This is a genomic window from Novosphingobium rosa NBRC 15208, assembly GCF_001598555.1.
In the GTDB taxonomy this organism is placed as follows: Bacteria; Pseudomonadota; Alphaproteobacteria; order Sphingomonadales; family Sphingomonadaceae; genus Novosphingobium; species Novosphingobium rosa.
This window is the reverse complement of record NZ_BCZE01000012.1, coordinates 42576-61250: the sequence shown is the minus strand read 5'-3', so window position 1 is coordinate 61250 and position 18675 is coordinate 42576. Positions and strand designations below refer to the sequence as shown.

General features: G+C 64.0%; 14 protein-coding genes and 1 riboswitch. Of the genes, 8 read left to right on the top strand and 6 right to left on the bottom strand.

The genetic code is table 11. From position 1 onward, the window contains the following. Positions 1 to 138 precede the first annotated feature (138 nt). Positions 139 to 398: riboswitch (cobalamin riboswitch) on the bottom strand. Positions 399 to 588: 190 nt separating this feature from the next. After that, positions 589 to 1041: an NUDIX hydrolase gene (locus SR3_RS05785; RefSeq protein ID WP_068082085.1), complete on the top strand. Its 453-nt coding sequence runs from the start codon at positions 589 to 591 to the stop codon at positions 1039 to 1041. 103 nt (positions 1042 to 1144) lie between these two features. Further along, the gene (locus tag SR3_RS05780) at positions 1145 to 1978 is read left to right on the top strand and encodes an RMD1 family protein (protein WP_068082083.1); all 834 of its coding nucleotides are present in this window, start codon (positions 1145 to 1147) and stop codon (positions 1976 to 1978) included. On the opposite strand, the gene SR3_RS05775 is transcribed toward SR3_RS05780, so the two are convergent. Genes SR3_RS05775 through SR3_RS05760 form a run of 4 tightly spaced genes read right to left on the bottom strand, consistent with a single transcriptional unit; the run spans position 1975 to position 8373 of the window. Further along, positions 1975 to 3537, bottom strand: coding sequence for a response regulator (locus SR3_RS05775; protein WP_068082079.1), 1563 nt, complete (start codon positions 3535 to 3537; stop codon positions 1975 to 1977). The genes SR3_RS05780 and SR3_RS05775 overlap by 4 nt on opposite strands. Then, on the bottom strand, positions 3534 to 4133 hold the full coding sequence (locus SR3_RS05770) for a chemotaxis protein CheB (protein WP_068082071.1): 600 nt from the start codon (positions 4131 to 4133) through the stop codon (positions 3534 to 3536). The genes SR3_RS05775 and SR3_RS05770 overlap by 4 nt, the downstream gene beginning before the upstream one ends. Next, a complete protein-coding gene (locus SR3_RS05765; protein ID WP_068082066.1) occupies positions 4130 to 4984 on the bottom strand; it encodes a CheR family methyltransferase in 855 nt (284 codons plus the stop codon). The genes SR3_RS05770 and SR3_RS05765 overlap by 4 nt, the downstream gene beginning before the upstream one ends. After that, on the bottom strand, positions 4981 to 8373 hold the full coding sequence (locus tag SR3_RS05760) for a response regulator (protein WP_068082286.1): 3393 nt from the start codon (positions 8371 to 8373) through the stop codon (positions 4981 to 4983). The genes SR3_RS05765 and SR3_RS05760 overlap by 4 nt, the downstream gene beginning before the upstream one ends. 437 nt (positions 8374 to 8810) lie before the next feature. On the opposite strand from SR3_RS05760, the gene SR3_RS05755 reads away from it, so the two are divergent. Then, the gene (locus SR3_RS05755; RefSeq protein WP_068082058.1) at positions 8811 to 9257 is read left to right on the top strand and encodes an SRPBCC family protein; all 447 of its coding nucleotides are present in this window, start codon (positions 8811 to 8813) and stop codon (positions 9255 to 9257) included. On the opposite strand, the gene SR3_RS05750 is transcribed toward SR3_RS05755, so the two are convergent. Beyond that, positions 9254 to 9454: a hypothetical protein gene (locus SR3_RS05750; RefSeq protein WP_084455008.1), complete on the bottom strand. Its 201-nt coding sequence runs from the start codon at positions 9452 to 9454 to the stop codon at positions 9254 to 9256. The genes SR3_RS05755 and SR3_RS05750 overlap by 4 nt on opposite strands. A 214-nt stretch (positions 9455 to 9668) precedes the next feature. Between SR3_RS05750 and SR3_RS05745 the strand changes: the two genes are divergently transcribed. Continuing rightward, the gene (locus tag SR3_RS05745) at positions 9669 to 11366 is read left to right on the top strand and encodes a carboxylesterase/lipase family protein (RefSeq protein WP_084455006.1); all 1698 of its coding nucleotides are present in this window, start codon (positions 9669 to 9671) and stop codon (positions 11364 to 11366) included. Positions 11367 to 11410: 44 nt separating this feature from the next. Then, positions 11411 to 13081 carry a carboxylesterase/lipase family protein gene (locus SR3_RS05740; protein ID WP_084455004.1) on the top strand — a complete coding sequence of 557 codons (1671 nt, stop codon included), beginning with the start codon at positions 11411 to 11413 and terminating at the stop codon, positions 13079 to 13081. Between the two features lie 51 nt (positions 13082 to 13132). Here the strand turns inward: SR3_RS05740 and SR3_RS05735 are convergent, their stop codons facing one another. After that, positions 13133 to 13822: a GntR family transcriptional regulator gene (locus tag SR3_RS05735; RefSeq protein ID WP_218018760.1), complete on the bottom strand. Its 690-nt coding sequence runs from the start codon at positions 13820 to 13822 to the stop codon at positions 13133 to 13135. A 238-nt stretch (positions 13823 to 14060) separates the two neighbouring features. Here SR3_RS05735 and SR3_RS05730 point away from each other — a divergent pair, with 238 nt between their 5' ends. The 3 genes from SR3_RS05730 to SR3_RS05720 all read left to right on the top strand — a co-directional run bounded on the left by SR3_RS05730 (position 14061) and on the right by SR3_RS05720 (position 18650). After that, positions 14061 to 16580 (top strand): hypothetical protein, encoded by a 2520-nt coding sequence (locus SR3_RS05730; RefSeq protein ID WP_068082045.1) that lies wholly within the window; start codon positions 14061 to 14063, stop codon positions 16578 to 16580. A 375-nt stretch (positions 16581 to 16955) separates the two neighbouring features. Next, entirely contained in the window at positions 16956 to 17243 is a 288-nt protein-coding gene (locus SR3_RS05725) for a hypothetical protein (RefSeq protein WP_068082042.1), read from the top strand. Between the two features lie 207 nt (positions 17244 to 17450). Next, positions 17451 to 18650 carry a GGDEF domain-containing protein gene (locus tag SR3_RS05720; protein WP_068082039.1) on the top strand — a complete coding sequence of 400 codons (1200 nt, stop codon included), beginning with the start codon at positions 17451 to 17453 and terminating at the stop codon, positions 18648 to 18650. The last annotated feature ends 25 nt before the right edge of the window (positions 18651 to 18675 follow it).

The window sequence follows — 18675 nt, the reverse complement described above, 5'->3', positions numbered from 1 at the left end:
TGATCCGTGCCACCGCCTTCCAGCGGTCGGCATGCCACCGGGCGCGCGCCTGCAACGCCCTCGTGTCATGCCCTTGCGGCCCGGCCATGTGTCGCCCAGACGGTGGAGCCGTGCCATGGCCATTCCCTGGGCCGCGGCAAGAGCGACCCCGCATCGGCAGGTCTCCTGGCTTGCGGGTCACAGCGCGTTTCCACAGCCTTCCCGGGCCCCGCATGGTTCTGCGTCTGACCCAGTGGCCGTGCCTTGCCTGATCGACATGTGTCTGATCGACAGGGCACAAGTGCAAAGCGCTCGCCGCTCACAGTTGCAGGGACAGCCCGGTTTCCGGACCGCCTCCCGGCGATCCTGACCGTGTTCCCTATTAAGCCCTTGCGGGCGCCGTTGCGGGATGGCGGAACCGGCGATCACCGGTCCCGTCAGGTCCGCGATAGTTCGCTTTGCCGGATTGGCCAAGAGGCTTTCAGCGCCCGGCGCATATGATCTGGCGCAAGGACATGGACGGAGCAAAGGTTTCATGAAACTGTTACGGTCCGGGTCCATGCAGTTTCTCATAACGCCCCGGCATGGAAGGGAAACCTTGTGAAAACCATGAAGCCCGCCCCTGCCGAGTCGGAACCCATGGTGGCTCAGGCCGCGGCGATCTGCCTGCGGGATGGCGCGGGGGGCGGAGCGGAGGTTCTGCTGATCGCCAGCCGGGGCACGGGCGAATGGTGGCTCCCCAAAGGCCATATCGAAAGCGGCGAGACATCCCGCGACACCGCCCGGCGTGAGGCTTTCGAGGAAGCCGGCGTGCTGGGCGAGGCCGAGCAGGAGGTGATCGGCTCCTTCCGCTATCGCAAGCCGCTGATCGATGCGGTCTATTGCGTGGAGGTCCATCTGCTCAGGGTTCAGGGGCAGGCGGAGGTTGTCGCCGCCGGCGAAACGCGCAGGATGCGCTGGGTGCCGCTGGCTCTGGCCGCGCGCGTGGTGGGCAACCGGGAACTGGCGGGGCTGCTGGAAGCGGTTTGCCTCAAGCTTTCACCAGCCCTGCAGACGGCCTGATCGCCGCCCGATTTCAGGCGTGCCAGTTTAGGCGTGCCAGTGTCGCGCAAGCGCAACCTGCCGGTGGCAGGGCGGAGCCTTTACCACTCGGAGCGATCTGTTCATGGCTCTTGCCAAATCCGCCAGCCTTCCTGATTTCGTTCTGCTGGGGGACGTTCCCGAAGCCTCGCGCTTTTTGCTCAGCGCCCGTTTGCTGGGGGAGCGCATCGATACGCGTCATGTCTCCGAAGAGGCGCTGTCCCCGCCGTGGACGGCGCGCGAGGGGCTGACCATCGTGTTTCGCGATGGCGTGGTGGTCTCGATCACCGATGAGGACAGGCCGCAAAGCGATCCCGACAGCCTGCTGCTGCCCCATACGATCGATCTGGAGCAGGTGCCCGAAACGGAGATGACCACGCTGGTCGTCAAGCCGGGTGGTAATGACAAGATCGCCGCCGACGGGCAGATCCAGCTGCTCGACGCCAGCACGGAGCGCTTTTTGCTGGTGGCGATCGTGCTGGCGCGCAGCGTCATGCTGTCACGCGACGAAATTCTGGTGGCCGGTGCCTTCGACCGGATCAGCCCTCTGGTCGGTGATTTGCGCGAGAACGGGCAGGCGCGGCTGCCGATCAAGCAGGCAATGCAGCTGGTGGGCAATGCGCTGGCCGCGCGCCATCGCATCATGGGCAGCGCTCAGGCCAATGACCGGCCCGACCTGCTCTGGGACCGTCCCGAGCTGGACCGCCTCTACGCCCGCCTTGAGGACGAATACGAGCTGGACGAGCGCCACGAGGTGCTGGAGCGCAAGTTCGTCGCGCTGGGCGATGTGGCCGAGGTGCTCCTCGATATCGTGCGCGACAAGCGCGCTTATCGGCTGGAGCTGGCCATCATCGCCCTGATCGCCTTCGAGATCGTGATCTCGCTGGTGGATATGACCTTACGGTCAGGCGGGCATTAAGAAGGCTGGGCTTGGCGCGGCATGGCGTGCTGAACCAGAAGCTTCTCCAGCGCATCATAGGCCACGGGCTTGACCAGATGATGGTCAAACCCGGCCTGAGCCGCCAGCTCCTTGTCGCGATCCTGCCCCCAGCCCGTCTGCGCCACGATCAGCGTCTCGCGGAATTGCTGGTCCTGACGGAAGGCGCGGCAAACCTCATAGCCATCCATCACCGGCAGGCCGATATCGAGCAGGATCGCATCGGGCTTGTAATCGCGCGCGGCCTCCAGCGCCTCGCGGCCATCGTTGACCACCTGAAAATCGTGTCCCATTTCCTCAAGCATCCAGCCCATGCTCATGGCGATCATGGCGTTGTCATCGATCACCAGCACCTTGAGCGGGCGCTCGGCAGGGCTCTGTTCGGCCTGATCGGATGGCGCCGCGCCGGGCAAGGCTGAAACCAAAGGCGCGCGAATGGTGAAGGTGCTGCCCTGCCCGGCGCCGCCACTGCGCGCCTCGATCGAGCCACCATGCATCTCCACCAACTGCCGCGCCAGCGCCAGACCGATGCCCAGCCCACCTTTGGCATGAACCGAGTGATCCTCGATCTGGGTGAAAAGCTGGAAAATCTGTGACTGCATCGTCTCGGGAATGCCGAGGCCATTGTCGCTGACGGCGATCACCGCCTCGCCTTGCTCCGCGCGCAGGGAAACCGCGATCTTGCCCCCTGTCGGCGTGTATTTGGCGGCATTGTTGAGCAGATTGCCCAGCACCTGCGCCATGCGCGTCAGATCGGCATCGAGCCAGATGCCCTGAGGCAGCAGATCGACCGACAGGCTGTGGCCATGGCTCTCGATCAGCGGACGGCTGGCTTCCAGCGCGAGGCGAACGATCTCTTCGGCCTGAATACGCTCACGGCGCAGTTCGATCTTGCCCTGGCTGATGCGCGAGACATCGAGCAGATCGTCGATCAGCCGCACCATCTGCGTCAGCTGCCGGTCCATCATCGCGCGGATATCCGTGGCGCTCTGATTGTCGGGATTGCGACGCAGCACATCCAGACCGTGGCGCAAGGGCGCCAGCGGGTTGCGCAATTCATGGGCCAGCGTGGCGAGGAATTCATCCTTGCGGCGGTCGGCCTCTTCCAGAGCGGCGCTGCGGGCTTTCAACTCGTCGCGCTGAGCGGCGATCTGCTGGCGCTGGCGGTAGAGTTCGAAAAAGACCTCGGCCTTGCTGCGGATGATATCGGGCTCGATGGGCTTGTGGATGAAGTCCACCGCACCCGCCTCATAGCCGCGGAAACGACGCTGACTGTCGGCATTGCCTGCCGTCACGAAGATGATCGGCACATGGCGGGTCCGCTCACTGCCGCGCATCAGTTCTGCCAGATCGAAACCCGAAAGCCCCGGCATCTGCACATCGACCAGCGCCAGCGCCACATCATGCTTCAGGAGCAATTCCAGCGCCTCGTCACCCGAGCGGGCCTTGAGCAGCACCAGCCCCTCGCGCCGCAGCAGGGCTTCGAGCGAGAGGAGATTTTCCTCCAGATCGTCCACCAGAAGAAAGCTGACGGGGGTCATGAGCGACTGTTCCTTCCCGGATGATTGCGGCCCAGATCAAGCAGATGGGCCGAAATATCCTCGATTGTCATTATCTTGGCCTGCGGGCAGCGCGCGATGGCGGCCTCGGGCATGGCCGTGGCATAGGCACCTTGCGGCTCTTGCACAATGGCCGTTCCGCCCGCATCGACGATGGTCTTTAATCCGGCAGCGCCATCCTCATTCGCGCCGGTCAGCACGATGCCGGTCAGCGCCTCGCCATAGGCATCGGCGGCGCTTTCAAACAGCACATCGATGGAAGGGCGCGAAAAGAACACCGGCTCCTCGCTGGAGAGCGACAGCGTGTGATCCTGCTCGACCAGCAAATGGTAATCGGGCGGGGCGAAATAGACGGTGCCCGGCTGGATGGGTTCCTTGTCATCGGCCTCGCGCACGCGGATCGCGCATTTGGACTGAAACAGGTGCGCCAGCACGCTGTCACGATCAGGGCGGATATGCACCACGATCAGGATCGGCAGCGGATAGTCCGCGGGCAGCAGCGGCAGCAGGGCGGACAGCGCCTGAAGCGCGCCCGCCGAAGCGCCGATGACGATAGCCTGAGGCACCGTATCGCTCACCGATCCAGCCTTTGGTAAATCTTGTCGCCGGGGGCCAGTTCGCTGAAGCTGCCAGCATGTTCGGAAAAGCGCAGGCTCTCCTTCGAGCCCAGTCCAAGGAAGCCCTTGCGCGCCAGAGAGTCCTTGAACAGACCCACCGCGCGATCCTGCAAGGGCCGGTCGAAATAGATCAGCACATTGCGGCAGGAGATCAGATGCATCTCGGCAAAGACCGCGTCCGTCACCAGGCTGTGATCGGAAAAGACCACGCGGTTGCGCAGGCTCTTGTCGAAGGCGCCTTTGCCATAGGCGGCGGTGTAATAGTCCGAGAGCGAGGATTTTCCGCCCGATTTGCGGTGGTTCTCGGTGAACAGCTTGAAGCGTTCGAGGTCGTAGATCCCCGCTTCCGCCTTGGCCAGCGCGTCCTGATTGATGTCTGTGGCATAGAACAGGGTGCGCTGCTCCAGCCCTTCCTCGCGGAAGAGGATGACGAAGGAATAGAGTTCCTCGCCCGTGCTGCAGCCCGCGATCCAGATGCGCAACGAAGGATAGGTGCGTAGATGCGGGATCACCTTCTCGCGGATCGCCTTGAAATAGGAGGGATCGCGAAACACCTCGCTGACCTGCACCGTCAGATAGGAGAGCAGGCGCGGCAGCATATCGGGATCATGCAGCACATCATGCTGAAGGTCCGAAATGCTGCGATAACCCAGTTGTTCGCGCGCCTGCCTCAGCCGCCGCTTGATCGAAGCCTGCGCGTAATTGCGGAAATCATAGTGATAGCGCCGGTACAGCCCTTCGAGCAGCAGATGGATCTCTATGTCCTCGACGCGCTCGCTGAGCAGACCGCCGCTCACAGGCTCCTCGCTCATCGCGGCATCCAGACGCGCACCAGTGACAGCAGCTTGTCCACATCCAGCGGCTTGGCCATATAGTCATTGGCCCCCGCCTCGATGCAGCGCTCCTGATCGTCTGGCATGGCCTTGGCGGTCAGGGTGATCACCGGCAACGCCTTCCACGCCGGATTGCTGCGAATGGCGCGTGTGGCGGCCAGACCGTCCATCACCGGCATCATCACATCCATCAGCACCAGATCGATGGCGATCTCATTCTGCGCAGATGCCTTGTCCAGCACCTCCAGCGCCTCACGCCCGTTGCGCGCGATCTCCACCACCGCGCCGCGCGGTTCCAGAATGTTGGTCAGCGCATAGACGTTGCGGATATCGTCCTCGACCACCAGAATGCGGCGACCCTCAAGGATGGCGTCGCGATGCGCCGCCTTGCGGATCATCTTCTGCTGCTCGTCCGACAGGTCCGAGACGACCTGATGCAGGAACAGGCTCACCTCGTCGAGCAGGCGCTCGGGCGATTTGGCGCCCTTGATGATGATCGATTTGGAGTAGCGCCGCAGCTTCTGCTCATCGTCGATCGAAAGGTCGCGCCCGGTGTAGACGATCACCGGCGGGAAGGAATAGGCCTCCTCGCGGCTCAGCGTTTCCAGCAGCGAATAGCCCGAGGCATCGGGCAGCGACAGGTCCAGCACCATGCAGTCAAAGGTCTGCACCTTGAGCAGATCAAGACACTCGGCAGCCGTGCCCGCCGCCACCGTTTCCACGTCCTGAGAGGCCAGCAGACGCTCGACAGCATCGCGCTGCACGGCATCGTCCTCGACGACCAGCACGCGATGCATGCGCTGCGAAAGCTTGGCCTCCAGCCGGCGCAGCACCTCGGCCAGATCCTCGCGCTTCACGGGTTTCAGCATATAGCCCACCGCGCCCAGCGAAAGCGCCGTCTGCGCATGATCGCTGCCCGAGACGACATGGATCGGAATATGACGCGTCTCGACATCGCGCTTCAGGCGATCCAGCACCGAAAGGCCGGACTGATCTGGCAGGCCCACATCCAGCACCACGGCGCTGGGCATATGTTGCCGCGCCAGCGCCAGCGCTTCCTCCGCCGTGCTGGCAACCAGCGCCTGAAAGCCCATTTCGCGGGAAAGATCGCGCAGGATGCCGGCGAAGGTTTCATCATCCTCGATCACCAGCAGGATGCGGCGCGTGGCCTCCGGCGCGTCGGCATCGAGATGATCGCGATCATCCTCCAGCTTGCGCGGCAGGGCGACAGGCGTCAGTGTCTGGGCCGAAGGCTCGCTGACCACCGGCTCAACTGCCGGCGCGGCGGCGCGATCCGGCCGCGCGACCACCGCCGCCGGATCATAGGTGACGGGCAGTTCGACCGTGAAGGTGCTGCCCTGCCCCAGCGCGCTGCGCAGGCTGATCGTGCCGCCCAGCAGCCGCGCCAGCTCGCGCGAGATCGAAAGGCCCAGCCCCGTGCCGCCGTATTTGCGGCTGATCGTGCCATCGGCCTGACGGAAAGCGTCGAAGACGGTCTGCTGCTGCTCGGGCGTCATGCCGATACCGGTGTCGCGCACGGCCAGAGCCACACGCCCCTCACTTGCACGACGGATGGTCAGATCCACCTTGCCCTGCTCGGTGAACTTGAAGGCATTGGAGAGCAGGTTCTTGAGCACCTGCTGCAGGCGGTGGGCATCGGTCTCGATCAGCGGCGGGCATTCGGGCGCCACCTCCACCGCGAACTCCAGCTTGCGTTCGCGGGCAACGGGATCGAAGGTCTGCTGAACCTCCTTGACCAGCCGCTCCACCGCCACCGCTTCGGGGCGGATCTCGACATGCCCGGCCTCGATCTTGGAGAGGTCAAGGATATCGTTGATCAGATTGAGCAAATCGCTGCCCGAGGATTGGATCGTACGGGCAAACTTCACCTGCTCGACGGTCAGATTTTCCAGCGGATTGTCCGACAGCAGCTTGGCCAGGATCAGCAGCGAATTGAGCGGCGTGCGCAGTTCGTGGCTCATATTGGCGAGGAAATCGGACTTGTACTGGCTGGCCTGCTCCAGCTCGCGCGCCTTGAGCTGAACCGCGCTGGCGGTGCGGGCCAGATCGTCGCGCTGCACCTCGAGCTGCTGGGCCTGTTCTTCCAGCTGGGCGTTGGTGGTTTCCAGCTCGGCCTGTTGCTGCTCCAGCCGCACCTGCGACTCCTTCAGCGCGCGGCTCTGCTCTTCCAGCTCCTCGTTGGAGACGCGCAGCTCCTCGCTCTGGACCTGCAATTCCTCGGACTGGCGCTGGGTTTCCTCGACCAGATCCTGCAATTCGCTGCGGTAATCGGCCGAACGCACCGCCACGCCGATGGCCTCGCCCGCATGGTCCAGCAAGGCCAGCGCCAGATCGTCCATCTTGTGAATGAAGCCCAGCTCGATCACGGCATTGACGCCGCCCTCGAAGCCCGCCGTCGCCACGATCAGATCGCGCGGCCGGTCACGCCCCAGCGCCGAACCGATGGTCAGATAGCCCTCGGGCACATCGCGGATAACGATGGGCCGTCCCTCGGCGGCAGCCTGCCCCAGCAGGCCTTCGCGCGGGCCGAAGCGGTCTGGCAGCGGCGCGTCGGCGGGGACGCCATAGCTCGCCACCCGGCGATACTCCCCGCCAGAGCGGACGAACAGCGCCCCGGCATGGGCATCGAGATAGCGCGCCAGAAACTGCAGAATGTTCTCGCCCAGCTCCTCGGTGCGCTGATCGCCCTGCATGGCGGCGGACAGGCCCATCTGGCCGGATTGCAACCAATCCTGCCGCTGGCGCGCCGCCGTGGCGCGGACCACCAGCAGGCCCACCACGAAGGTCAGCACCATGCCCAGCAGGCCGGACAGGATGCCGCTGGCCAGCGCCGTCTCATAAGCGGCTTCCATTTCGGTGAGGCGCTGCTGGCGCAGGCTCGCCTCTTCCTGAGCCATCAAGGCCAGCTGGGCGCGGATCGTGTCCATCTCCGCCTTGCCGCGATCCGAACGCACGAGTGCCAAAGCCGCTTCCTCGCCCCTGGTCTGGCGCAGCATGATGGTTTCGCGCAATTCGGCCAGCTTGGCCTCGATATGCACCTTCAGCGCGCCGATCCGGCCCTGCTGGCGGGGGTTGTCGCGCGTCAGATCCTGCAGATCGGCGATCTGCGATTTCAGCGACAACACCGCCGCATTGTAAGGCTCCAGATAGCGGTCGCTGTCGGTCAGCAGATAGCCGCGCTGGCCCGTCTCGGCGTCTTTCACACTGGAGAGCAGCTCATCGAGCGTGATCATCACCTCATGCGAGTGAATGATCTTCTCATTGTCGTCCTTCAGCGTGCGGATGTTGTACCAGGCCACGCCGCCCACGACCAGGAAGAACAGCAGAACGGCGACAAGGCCGGTCATCACGACAGGGTCCGCCAGAGATTTGCGCTTGAGGCTGGCGGGCGCAGGCTTGTTTGTCATGGAGACTTTCGGAAGGAAGGCTTGGCGGACAATGGCTTTGCCGAGCCGGGGGGGCAACAGGCGCGGGATATGCTAGGAAGATTGATCGACCGTCAACAGATCAAGCGATCGATCCGGGGCACAATGATCCGGTTTTCGGCTTTCTGGCCTCTGCGCATATATCCCCGGTCTTCCCTGAACCACCGGCATAAAACAGCGCGGCCACCAAAAGGTTCCATGGTTACCGGGCTTTAAGCAAATTTTCCGCGCAGCCTGCGCTACACCCCATCTGGGGACCATTCCATATCGCCCATCCGGCAAACATGGGAACAGCCTTTCCTCCCAGCCTTTTACGTAGCAAACTGTATGTCCGCCGCCACGCACAGGATGGAGCCCCCATGAACCGCCATGCCCCCATCGATCATGATCCGACGCTGTTCGATCCGCTTCCCGCGCGGTCGATCTCGGTGATCATCGCTTGCGGGTTTGACGAGGCCTATGCCTTCGCCAGGCAGCCAGAGAACTTCCCCCGCTGGGCTGCCGGTTTCGCCTCGTCCCTGCATCAGGAGGGGCCCGCGTGGGTGGCGAAAACCCCTCAGGGCGAGGCGCGCGTGCTGTTCAGCCCGCCCAACCCCTATGGCATTCTGGACCATTGGGTGGCGCTGCCCCGCCAGCCCGAAATCTACATTCCGCTGCGGATGATCGCCAATGGCAGCGGCACGCTGGCGGTTTTCACCCTGTTCCGCCAGCCCGGCATGGATGACGCAGCTTTCGAGCGCGATGCCGCGCTGGTCGAAAAGGATCTTCGCGCCCTCAAGACCCTGCTGGAAGGTTTGAAGGCTTAGCCCTTCGGCGTCACCCAGACCTCGACCGGCGCCACGAACTTGCCCGGCGCGGGCTTGCCCACATGCACCCGGTCGGCGGTGACGAGTTCCCCGCTGGCGAGGTTGAAGCTGACCCATGGCTTGGGCATGCGCCCGAAGGTCATTTTCTGGATCGGTTGGCCGGTGGCCGAATTCATGATGGTGGCGATGATGCTCATCGGCGCGGCGCTAGACCTTTCATCCTTGCCCCGTCCATTGCGGCTCCGAGGTTTTCCCCGAGTTGATCGCAGGCCTGCCAGACTGCAATCGATATGTGCGTTGACATGCCAAATAATGTACGAAATAGTTCCCTCAAGATTTGATCCGCGCAAAAATCGGATAAATCATCACTGAGAGCGAAGAAAAAATCGCGCCGGTGACAGGAGAGAGAGGATGAACCGTATGGTTACCACCCAAACCCGTCGCAAGCGACTTGCGACATCGGCGAGCCTATGGCTCTGCCTCTTTTCCACCTCGTTGCAGGCACAGGTGCTGGAAGCTGTTTCGCCGGTGCAGACCACCTCGGGCGCCGTGGCGGGCGCGGTGCTGGAGGGCGGCGTGAAGGCCTGGCTGGGCATCCCCTTCGCCAAACCGCCGCTTTACGATCTGCGCTGGCAGCCGCCGCAGCCCATCCGCTGGAACGGCGTCTACAACGCCGACCGCAAGATGCCCGAATGCATGCAGGTGCTGCGCCCGCATGACATCAACAATTACTTCGGCGAGGAACCGACCTCCGAAAACTGCCTCTATCTCAACATCTGGGCACCACCCGGCAGCAAGCCCGCCGAAAAGCACCCGGTGGTGGTCTTCATCTATGGCGGCGGATCGACCATCGGCTCGGCGGGCAGCCCGATGTATGATGGCGCCGATCTGGCGAAAAAGGGCGTGGTCTATGTGACGATCGCCTATCGTCTGGGCATTCTGGGCTGGATGGCCCATCCGGAACTGACGAAGGAGCAGGGCGGCCACTCCGGCAATTACGGCTATCTCGACCAGAGTTTCGCCCTGCGCTGGGTGCATGACAACATCGCTCGCTTTGGTGGAGACGCGGAGCGGATCACCATCGCGGGCCAGTCGGCGGGGGCGGGATCGGTCAGCGCGCAGATGCATAGCCCGCTGTCAAAAGGGCTGTTTTCGGGGGCCTTCATGTCCTCGACCTGCAGCATCGGCACCGGCACTCTGCCGAGTTTGGCCGATGGCGAGAAAGTCGGGCTGGAGATCCAGAAGCGGCTTGGCGCCAATTCCCTTGAGGATCTGCGCTACATCGCCGCCGACCAGTTGATCCGCCTGCAGGCCGAAACGCAGGTCGGCTACAGCAACACCGGCGGCGTCAAGGCAACGCCGGTCCTCGACGGCTACTTTTTCACCCAGGAAAAGCCCGAGGCCGCCAGCAGCCACGCCATGAGCGACGTGCCCGTGCTGGCCAATTTCAACAGCGGAGAATCCGCAGGCCTGTTCTACACCGCCCATACGGTGGAGCAGTATCGCGACCTCGCCCGCACATATTACGGGGAGAAGGCCGATGCTTTCCTCAAGCTCTATCCGGTGAGGAGCGATGCCGACGTTGCGCCCACCGCCGCCAAGATCGCGCGGGAAGCCGCCATTGCCTACAACTCGCGCCAATGCGGCGTGATTCAGGCGAAATACAACAAGTCGCCGGTCTATATCTCGATGTATGACCGCAAGCATCCCTATGCCCCGGGCGTGCGGGTGGGCGATCAGGATCCGGCCACCATCGGCGCCTATCACAATGCCGACATCATCTACTGGTTCGACAATCTGGATGTCTTCAACGCCATCCGCCACACCCGTGACTGGACCGCGACCGACCGCACTCTGGCAAGCACCATGTCCGATGCTCTGGTGGCCTTTGCCGCCGACCGCGATCCCTCGACACCGGCGCTGCGCTGGCCGGCATGGTCGGTGAAGAATGATGGGTTCATGCGCTTTGCCGCCAAGACGCAGTTCGAACCCTTCAACACCAGGGCGATGGCATGGCTGGCCGCCAACAAGCCCGGGGCAGCAGCCCTGCCCGGCGGTGGCGGCATGGGCGCGCCGGGCATGATCAGCGGCAAGGGCCCGCGAGACTGACGCCTCCCTCACCGCGCCCCGATCACCCTTTCAAGGATCACTGCATGAGATTTTCCGCAAAACGCCGTTTCGCAGCCGTCATGCTGGCTTGCGGGTCTTTGGTTCCGGCGCTTCAGGCTCATGCCGGGGCAGCGGTGGCGGCGGCAGGCGATCCTGTCAGCATCGACAGCGGAGCGGTCTCCGGCACGATGATCGACGGCGCGGTGAAGGCCTATCTGGGTGTCCCCTTCGCCGCGCCGCCGGTGCGCGAGAACCGCTGGCGCGCCCCGCAAGCCGTGGCGGCATGGCAGGGCGTTTACCATGCTGATGCCTTCAAACCGCAATGTCCGCAGGGGATGCGCTCGGCCAGCATCAACCATTATTTCGGTGAGGAAAGCGTTTCGGAGGATTGCCTCTATCTCAACCTCTGGGCGCCTGCTCAGGCCAGGCCGGGCACCAAACTGCCGGTGGTGGTGTGGATCTATGGCGGGGCCTTCACCGTGGGCTCGGCCTCCAGCCCGATCTATTCGGGCGCGCCTTTGGCTCACAAGGGCGTGATCTATGTTGCGCCCAACTATCGTCTGGGCGTGCTGGGCTTTATGGCCCATCCCGCGCTGACCGCTGAAAGCGGGCATCATGCCAGCGGCAATTGGGGCTTTCTCGATCAGGTCGCGGCGCTGCAATGGGTGAAGCGCAACATCGCCTCCTTCGGCGGCGATCCGGACAATGTGACGCTGGTGGGGCAATCGGCAGGCTCGATCTCGATCAACAATCTGCAGGCCAGCCCGCTGGCCAAGGGGCTGTTCACCCGCGTGCTGGGGCTGAGCGGTTCGGCCACGCGCGGCGGGCCTGTCGATGCCATGGGGGCGAGTCTGGCGCAGGCCGAAAGCACCGGCCAGACCTTCCAGCAGACCCTGAAAGCCGCCGATATCGCGGCCATGCGCCAGATCTCCTTCGACAAGATCATGGCCGCCGCCCAACAGAGCGGCATCCGCATCGGCCCCAACATCGACGGCTGGTATCTGCCCGATACGGTGCAGCATATCTTCGAGGCCGGTCAGCAAAGCGATGTGCCGGTCATCACAGGAGCGATGGCCAATGACCTTGGCACCAACGTGCCGATCCGCGCCGCCCGCAGCCTCAACGCCTATCGGCAGGCCGCCCAAACCGCCTATGGCGAAAAGGCAGCGCAATTCCTGAAACTCTGGCCGGCGCGCGACGATGCCTCTGCCGCGGCTCAAGCCGAGCGGATCGGGCAAGACAGCGGCTTTGGCCTTGGCGCCTACAGTTGGGCCAGACTGCAAGCCACGCATGGGAAACAACCCGCCTACCTCTACCTGTTCACCAAGGTTCAGCCCTTCACGCCGGGCGTGATCTTCTCCGATTTCGACCCCGCCACGGCAGGCGCCTATCACATGGGCGACGTGCCCTATGTGCTGGGCACCTATGAGGCCTTCAACGTCTTCCGCAAAACCCGCGACTGGGGCGCGGGAGACCGCAAACTCTCGGAAGATCTGCAGAATCTGGTCGTCAGCTATGCCCGCACGGGCGTTGCGGCCGGTGGGGCGATCCGCCTGGTCAGGTTCGATCCCAAAGACGAGCGCCGCACCATCATCGACGATCACGCCACCGTCGAGAAACTGAACACGCCCGGCCTGTCCTTCCTGCTTGATGCGCAAGCCGCGCCACAGGCGCCGGCCGCGCCTGTGGTCAAAGGCGTGCGACCGACCTATTGAACGAACGGCCTTCCGGACAGGGGCGTGGCGGCAAGCCGGTCCCGTCTCCGGTCAGGTCAGGGCGATGTCGAGCCCTTCGGGCAGCGCATAATCGGCCATGCGGCGCCGGGAGAGCTCCCAATGGGCGCGCACCAGCTCTCCGGCTTCCTGAGCATCGCGGCGTTCGATTGCGGCGATGATCCGGTCGTGCTGATCCACCGCCTCATCCTGCACGCCCTGCATCTCGGGCGAAGGAGAATGGCGATAGAAGGTCATGCCAAGGCGGGCATGATCGATCAGCAGCCGTCGCAGGCTGGGCATCAGATAGTCATTGTGCGCCATGCTGCCGATCTGGAGATGGAACCGGTCATTGTGGACGACGCGATTGGCCACATCCTGCTCGACGATGGCCTGACGGAAATCGCGCTGGATCTGCTTGAGCTGCGCGATCTCCTGTGTTGTCGCATTGGCCGCCGCGAGCTGGGTGGTGGCGACATAGATCAGCGGCGCGGCCAGAAAGAAGCCGCGCAGGCTCTGGTAATTCATGGCGGACACACGGGCGGGCCGGTTGGGCTCCAGCTCCAGATAGCCTTCCGCCGCCAGCTGGCGCATCAATTCGCGCACCGGCGGGCGCGACAGGCCGAACTCCTCGCTGATCGAAACCTCGTCGACCACCGCGCCGGGGGCCAGTTCCATGCTGACGATCCGCTTGCGCAGCGTTTCGTTCAACCATGCTTTGCGATCGGGAGATGCTTCGGCCAAAATCATGATCCGGATTGTTGGGGGGCGTTGCGCGCTAACCCTGCTTATCTGCCGGATCAATGGCTATCTGCCAACGGGAATGCATCGCCATGGCTCCGGCCCCTGACGACTTTTGCTTCGCCGGGTTTCGGATCAGGAATATATCAATATGTTGTGTAGAATTTCGCAGCATCAATCCATATATAGATACTCCGCTCTGAATGATCGGCCCCCACTGCCCCATCGATGGAGATACCCCATGCGCCCAAGCCCGGCCTCAAGCTTTCGTCCGCTGGATCCGGGCATGGGTGTCGCGGTGGCCGAGCGGACCTATCTGCGCCGCATTCTCACCGATGAGGCCGCAAGCCTGCTCGATCCTGAGATCGCGCTGAACCCGAAGGATCCCGACCTCAAGGCATGGCTGGTGGCGCTGGGCAACAGTGGCTTTACCGCCAGTCTCAGCCCGGATGCGGCGCATCGCGGCATGGTGCCGCCCACGCGGTGGGAAAGCTGGGGAGAGCTGGCCGGGCGCGTCGCCCATGGCAATGCCTCGCTGCTGGCGCTGGTGCAGGCGGATGCCGCCACGCGGGATGCCGAAGCGGCAGGCCTGCGCGATCTGATCGCCAAGGGCGCCGTGCTGATGTCGGGCCGACACCTGCAGCAGGGCGATGAAAACCAGATCAACCGCCCGCAGGAGGTCTTCACCAACTGCAGCACCGCGGCGACCTCCTTCGCGCTGTTCTATCTGCTGCTTAACGGATCGGGCGTGGGCCGCTGCTATGACGACGATCTGATGCTCACCAATTGGGACAATATGCCCACCATCCGCGTGGTACTGGATGATGCCCATCCCGATTTCGATCCCTCCCAGCACACCTCGGTGCGCGATGCCCGGCATCTCTACGGCAAGGGCGCCAATGTGGTGTGGTTCAATGTGCCCGACACGCGCGAGGGCTGGGCGCAGGCCGTCGAGCAGCTGGAAATCATGACCTATCAGAAGGTCTTCCGCGACAGCCTGCTGGTGTTGGATTTCTCGGCCGTGCGCGGTCGCGGCGAGCCGATCATGGGCATGCAGGGCCGCCCCTCCTCCGGCCCGGTGCCGCTGATGAACGCCTTCGAGAAGATCGCCAAGATCAAGGGCGCGGGCCTCTCGCCCTGGCGCCAGACGCTCTACATCGACCATTATCTGGCCGAGCCGGTGCTGGTGGGCGGCGCCCGCCGCGCCGCGCGCATGTCCACCAAGCACTGGTCCGATCTGGAGGCGGTGGACTTTATCGAGGTGAAGCGGCCCATCGAATATGATGGTCTTTCGATGGAAGAGGTCGTGGCGCTGCGCGAAAGCAGCCCCTTCCCGCCGATGGCCTTCCTGTGGTCCAGCAACAACAGCATCACGGTCGACGCCGATTTCTGGCGGCGGGTGGAACTGCCCGCCGATGACCCGGATTACAACAGCCAGCGCAGCCGCCATGCCCGCCATGTCTTCAGCCGCGCGGCGCAATGCGCCTATGGCGACGGCACCGGCGAGCCGGGCTTCATCAACGAAGACCAGTTGGTGAAAAACGATGCCGGGCTGGATGCCGCCGTATTCCGCAGCGGCGATTTCGTCGGTTCTGACCGCTACAGCGTGCAGGATGAGACGCGGCTTTATCTGGCCCGCCTCGCCCGCATCACGGCGAGCAAAAGCAACGGCTATATCGTCAACCCCTGCGGCGAGATCGTGCTCAGTGTGCTGGGCGCCTTCTGTGTCATCGCCGACGTCACCCCCTTCCATTGCGACACGCTGGAGGAAGCCCATCAGGCCGTGCGCGCCGCCACGCGGGCGCTGATGCGCGTCAATCTGATGGACAGCCTCTATGCCGCCGAGGTGCGCCGCACCAACCGTATCGGCGTGGGGCTGACGGGCGTGCATGAGTTCGCATGGAAGTTCTTCCAGGTGGGCTTCCGCGATCTGATCGCCCCGGATTTCGACAGTTACCGGCAAACCGCGCAAAGCGATCTGGCCGAAGCCTCGCCCGCCATCCGTGCGGCGGCTTTTTGGGAGAGCCTTGGCTCGCTGTCGCGCGCGGTTCATGCCGAGGCGGTTGATTATGCCGAAACCCTGGGCGTCGGCGTGCCGCACACCATGACCACCATCAAGCCCTCCGGCTCGGTCTCCAAGCTGTTCGGCCTGACCGAGGGCTGGCACCTGCCCTCCATGCTGCGCTACCTGCGCTGGGTGCAATATCGCGACGACGATCCGCTGGTCGAGGATTACGCCAAGGCCGGCTATCCTGTCCGCAAGCTGGAGGTCTACAAGGGCCACACCATCGTCGGCTTCCCGACGGCCCCGCTGATCACCACGCTGGCCGGGATCGAACCGCACCTCGTCACCGCCAGTGAGGCCAGCATGGAGGACCAGTTCCTTTGGCTGCAACTGGGCGAGGCCTTCTGGCTGGAAGGCTTCACCGGCCAGGACTGGCAAAAGGGCAGCAAATCCACGCCCGCCTATGGCAACCAGATCAGCTACACGCTGAAATACCGCCCCGGCCAGACCAGCTTCCCGCTGTTTCAGGCCATGCTGCGCCAGCACCAGCCCCATGTCCGCGCCTGCTCGGTGATGCCTCAGTCCGACGATCTGACGGCCTACGAATATCTGCCCGAGGAACCCGTCGCCAAGGCCGAGTTCGAACGCATCGCCCGTGCGATCCAGCGCAGCAGCCTGTCGGAGGATGTGGCGCGCGAGCATCTGGATTGCGCGACAGGCGCCTGCCCGATCGAATTCCGCGATGAAGCGGCTTGAGGGCTGCAAAGGGGATAAAAAGAAGGTGCGAGGGGGTTACCCCCTCGCGCTCCCATAACGTCTTCCGACGAAACGGCAGTGGCGCCCTGGCGGATCGCTTGTCCTCTTCACCAATGCGCCGCAGGCAGGCAGTCTAGGGCGACAGGCTATGCCATCTTTTTTTGCAGCCTGCGGCGCTGCGATCGAATTCGCCGCCGAACCCCTGGCGCCCACGCCGACAAGTAAAGGGAGCGCGAGGGTGCCCCAGCTTGTCGCTCGCGACAAGCGCTCGCCTTGGACCCTCGCATCTTCTCCTTTCTTCAAAACTCCTGCCTGATGGATCAATTAACCCGATCGGCTCTTTCATAGCGACACCTCCAGCCGAAAGGACATTTCATGAGGATTGATCGCAAGCTCACCGCCACGGCTCTCACCGGTCTGGCTCTGGCCGCCGCTGGCATGGCCGCGCCTGCCTCGGCCCAGGTCACCCATGAGACGCAGGAGCAGCACAGCACGCGCACCAGCACCGAGGTTCCCGGCAATGTCTCGACCAACAAGGTGAAGGTGGTGCATGTGAAGAAGCATGTGACCGCCCCCGCCGCCAAGCCCGCGCCCGGCGCCGCCGTGCATACCACGGTCACCAAGACCGAGCATCACGCCTCTTCCAGCCAGTCGGGCCATTAAGCGCTTCGATTGACAGCGATCGCCACGGCGCCCGGCGCGTCGTGGCGATCGCGCATCGAACGCTCTCAAAGCCTGAACTTTCCGTAAGGCCAGAGGCTTTCGGCGGTCCGTTTTCGCGCGGACGGTAAAAGCTCGCGGAATTTAACGCTTAATTTCATTCTCTGCGCCAAGGTATGGCTTACACGCCATCCCCCAACGGCCCAGGCAATGCACGTCGACCTCACCACGCTCTATCTCCTTGTCATCGGCACGCTGCTGGTCAGTGCGGCCATGACCTTGTGGGAACGCAAAATTCGCCCCGAACGCAGCGGCGCTCTGGCCTTCTGGACCGCGGGCTACACGGCCCTGGCCGCAGGCTGCCTTGCCGCAACGCATCGCCAGATGCTTCCGGGCATCTACGGCGCGGCCACCAGCAATCTGATCATCATGAGCGGCTATCTGCTGATTCTCGAGGGCATTGCCACGCTGAACGGGCGGCGGCATCGCATCGCCTCCGGCGCCCTGCTGGCCGGCATTGCAGTCATGTGGTGCGTGGCGGGAACGCGCTGGCAGGGGATGGTGTGGGATTATGTCTCGGCCGGGCCCATCGCTCTGGTCAGCGCCGCCACCACGCGGGAGATCATGCTCTGCCGCCCGCTCAAGCATCTGCGGGCGCGGCGGGTGATCGTGGCCACCACCGCCAGCTATGCGCTGCTCTATGCCGGGCGGGCGCTGCTGTTGCCTTTTTTGGCTCAGGCCTTTGGCCCCGGCTTTATGGCGATGGCCAGTGCGGTGACGATGTATGGCGGCGTGCTTTATTCGGTGGTGCTGCCCATGGCGCTGCTGACCCTGATCCGCGAGGAAGCCCATGACCGGCTGCTCCGCGCCTCGCTGACCGATTACCTGACCGGCCTTGGCAACCGCCGGTGGTTTTTCGAGCAGGGCGCACGGCTGCTGGGCGGCGCGCATCGCTCGCTCTCGCTGCTGGCCTTCGACATGGACCATTTCAAGGCGATCAACGACCGGCATGGCCACGCCACCGGCGACGAAGTGCTCCGCAGCTTCGCCCGCATCGCCCGCAAGCAGCTTGGCCCCGAAGCGGTTCTGGCCCGCATCGGCGGCGAGGAATTCGCCGCCCTGCTGCCCGATTGCGACATCATGCAGGCGCGCCGCATCGGTCAGGCCGTGGTGCAGCATTTCGGCGGCCATACGACGGTGACCGCCCATGGCATTGCGGTGAACGCCACGGTCAGCATCGGTCTGGCCGAAATGGCGATTGGCCAGAAACACTGCGAGACCAGCGCCGAAGACGATCTGGGCACCCTGCTCGCCGCGGCGGATCGCGCGCTATACGAGGCCAAGGCACGGGGCCGCAACCGGGTGGAAAGCGCGGCGATCACACCCCTGCCCCGCGTTTCCTTCGGCTGAGCATGACGCGCGCTTGACGGCAAAC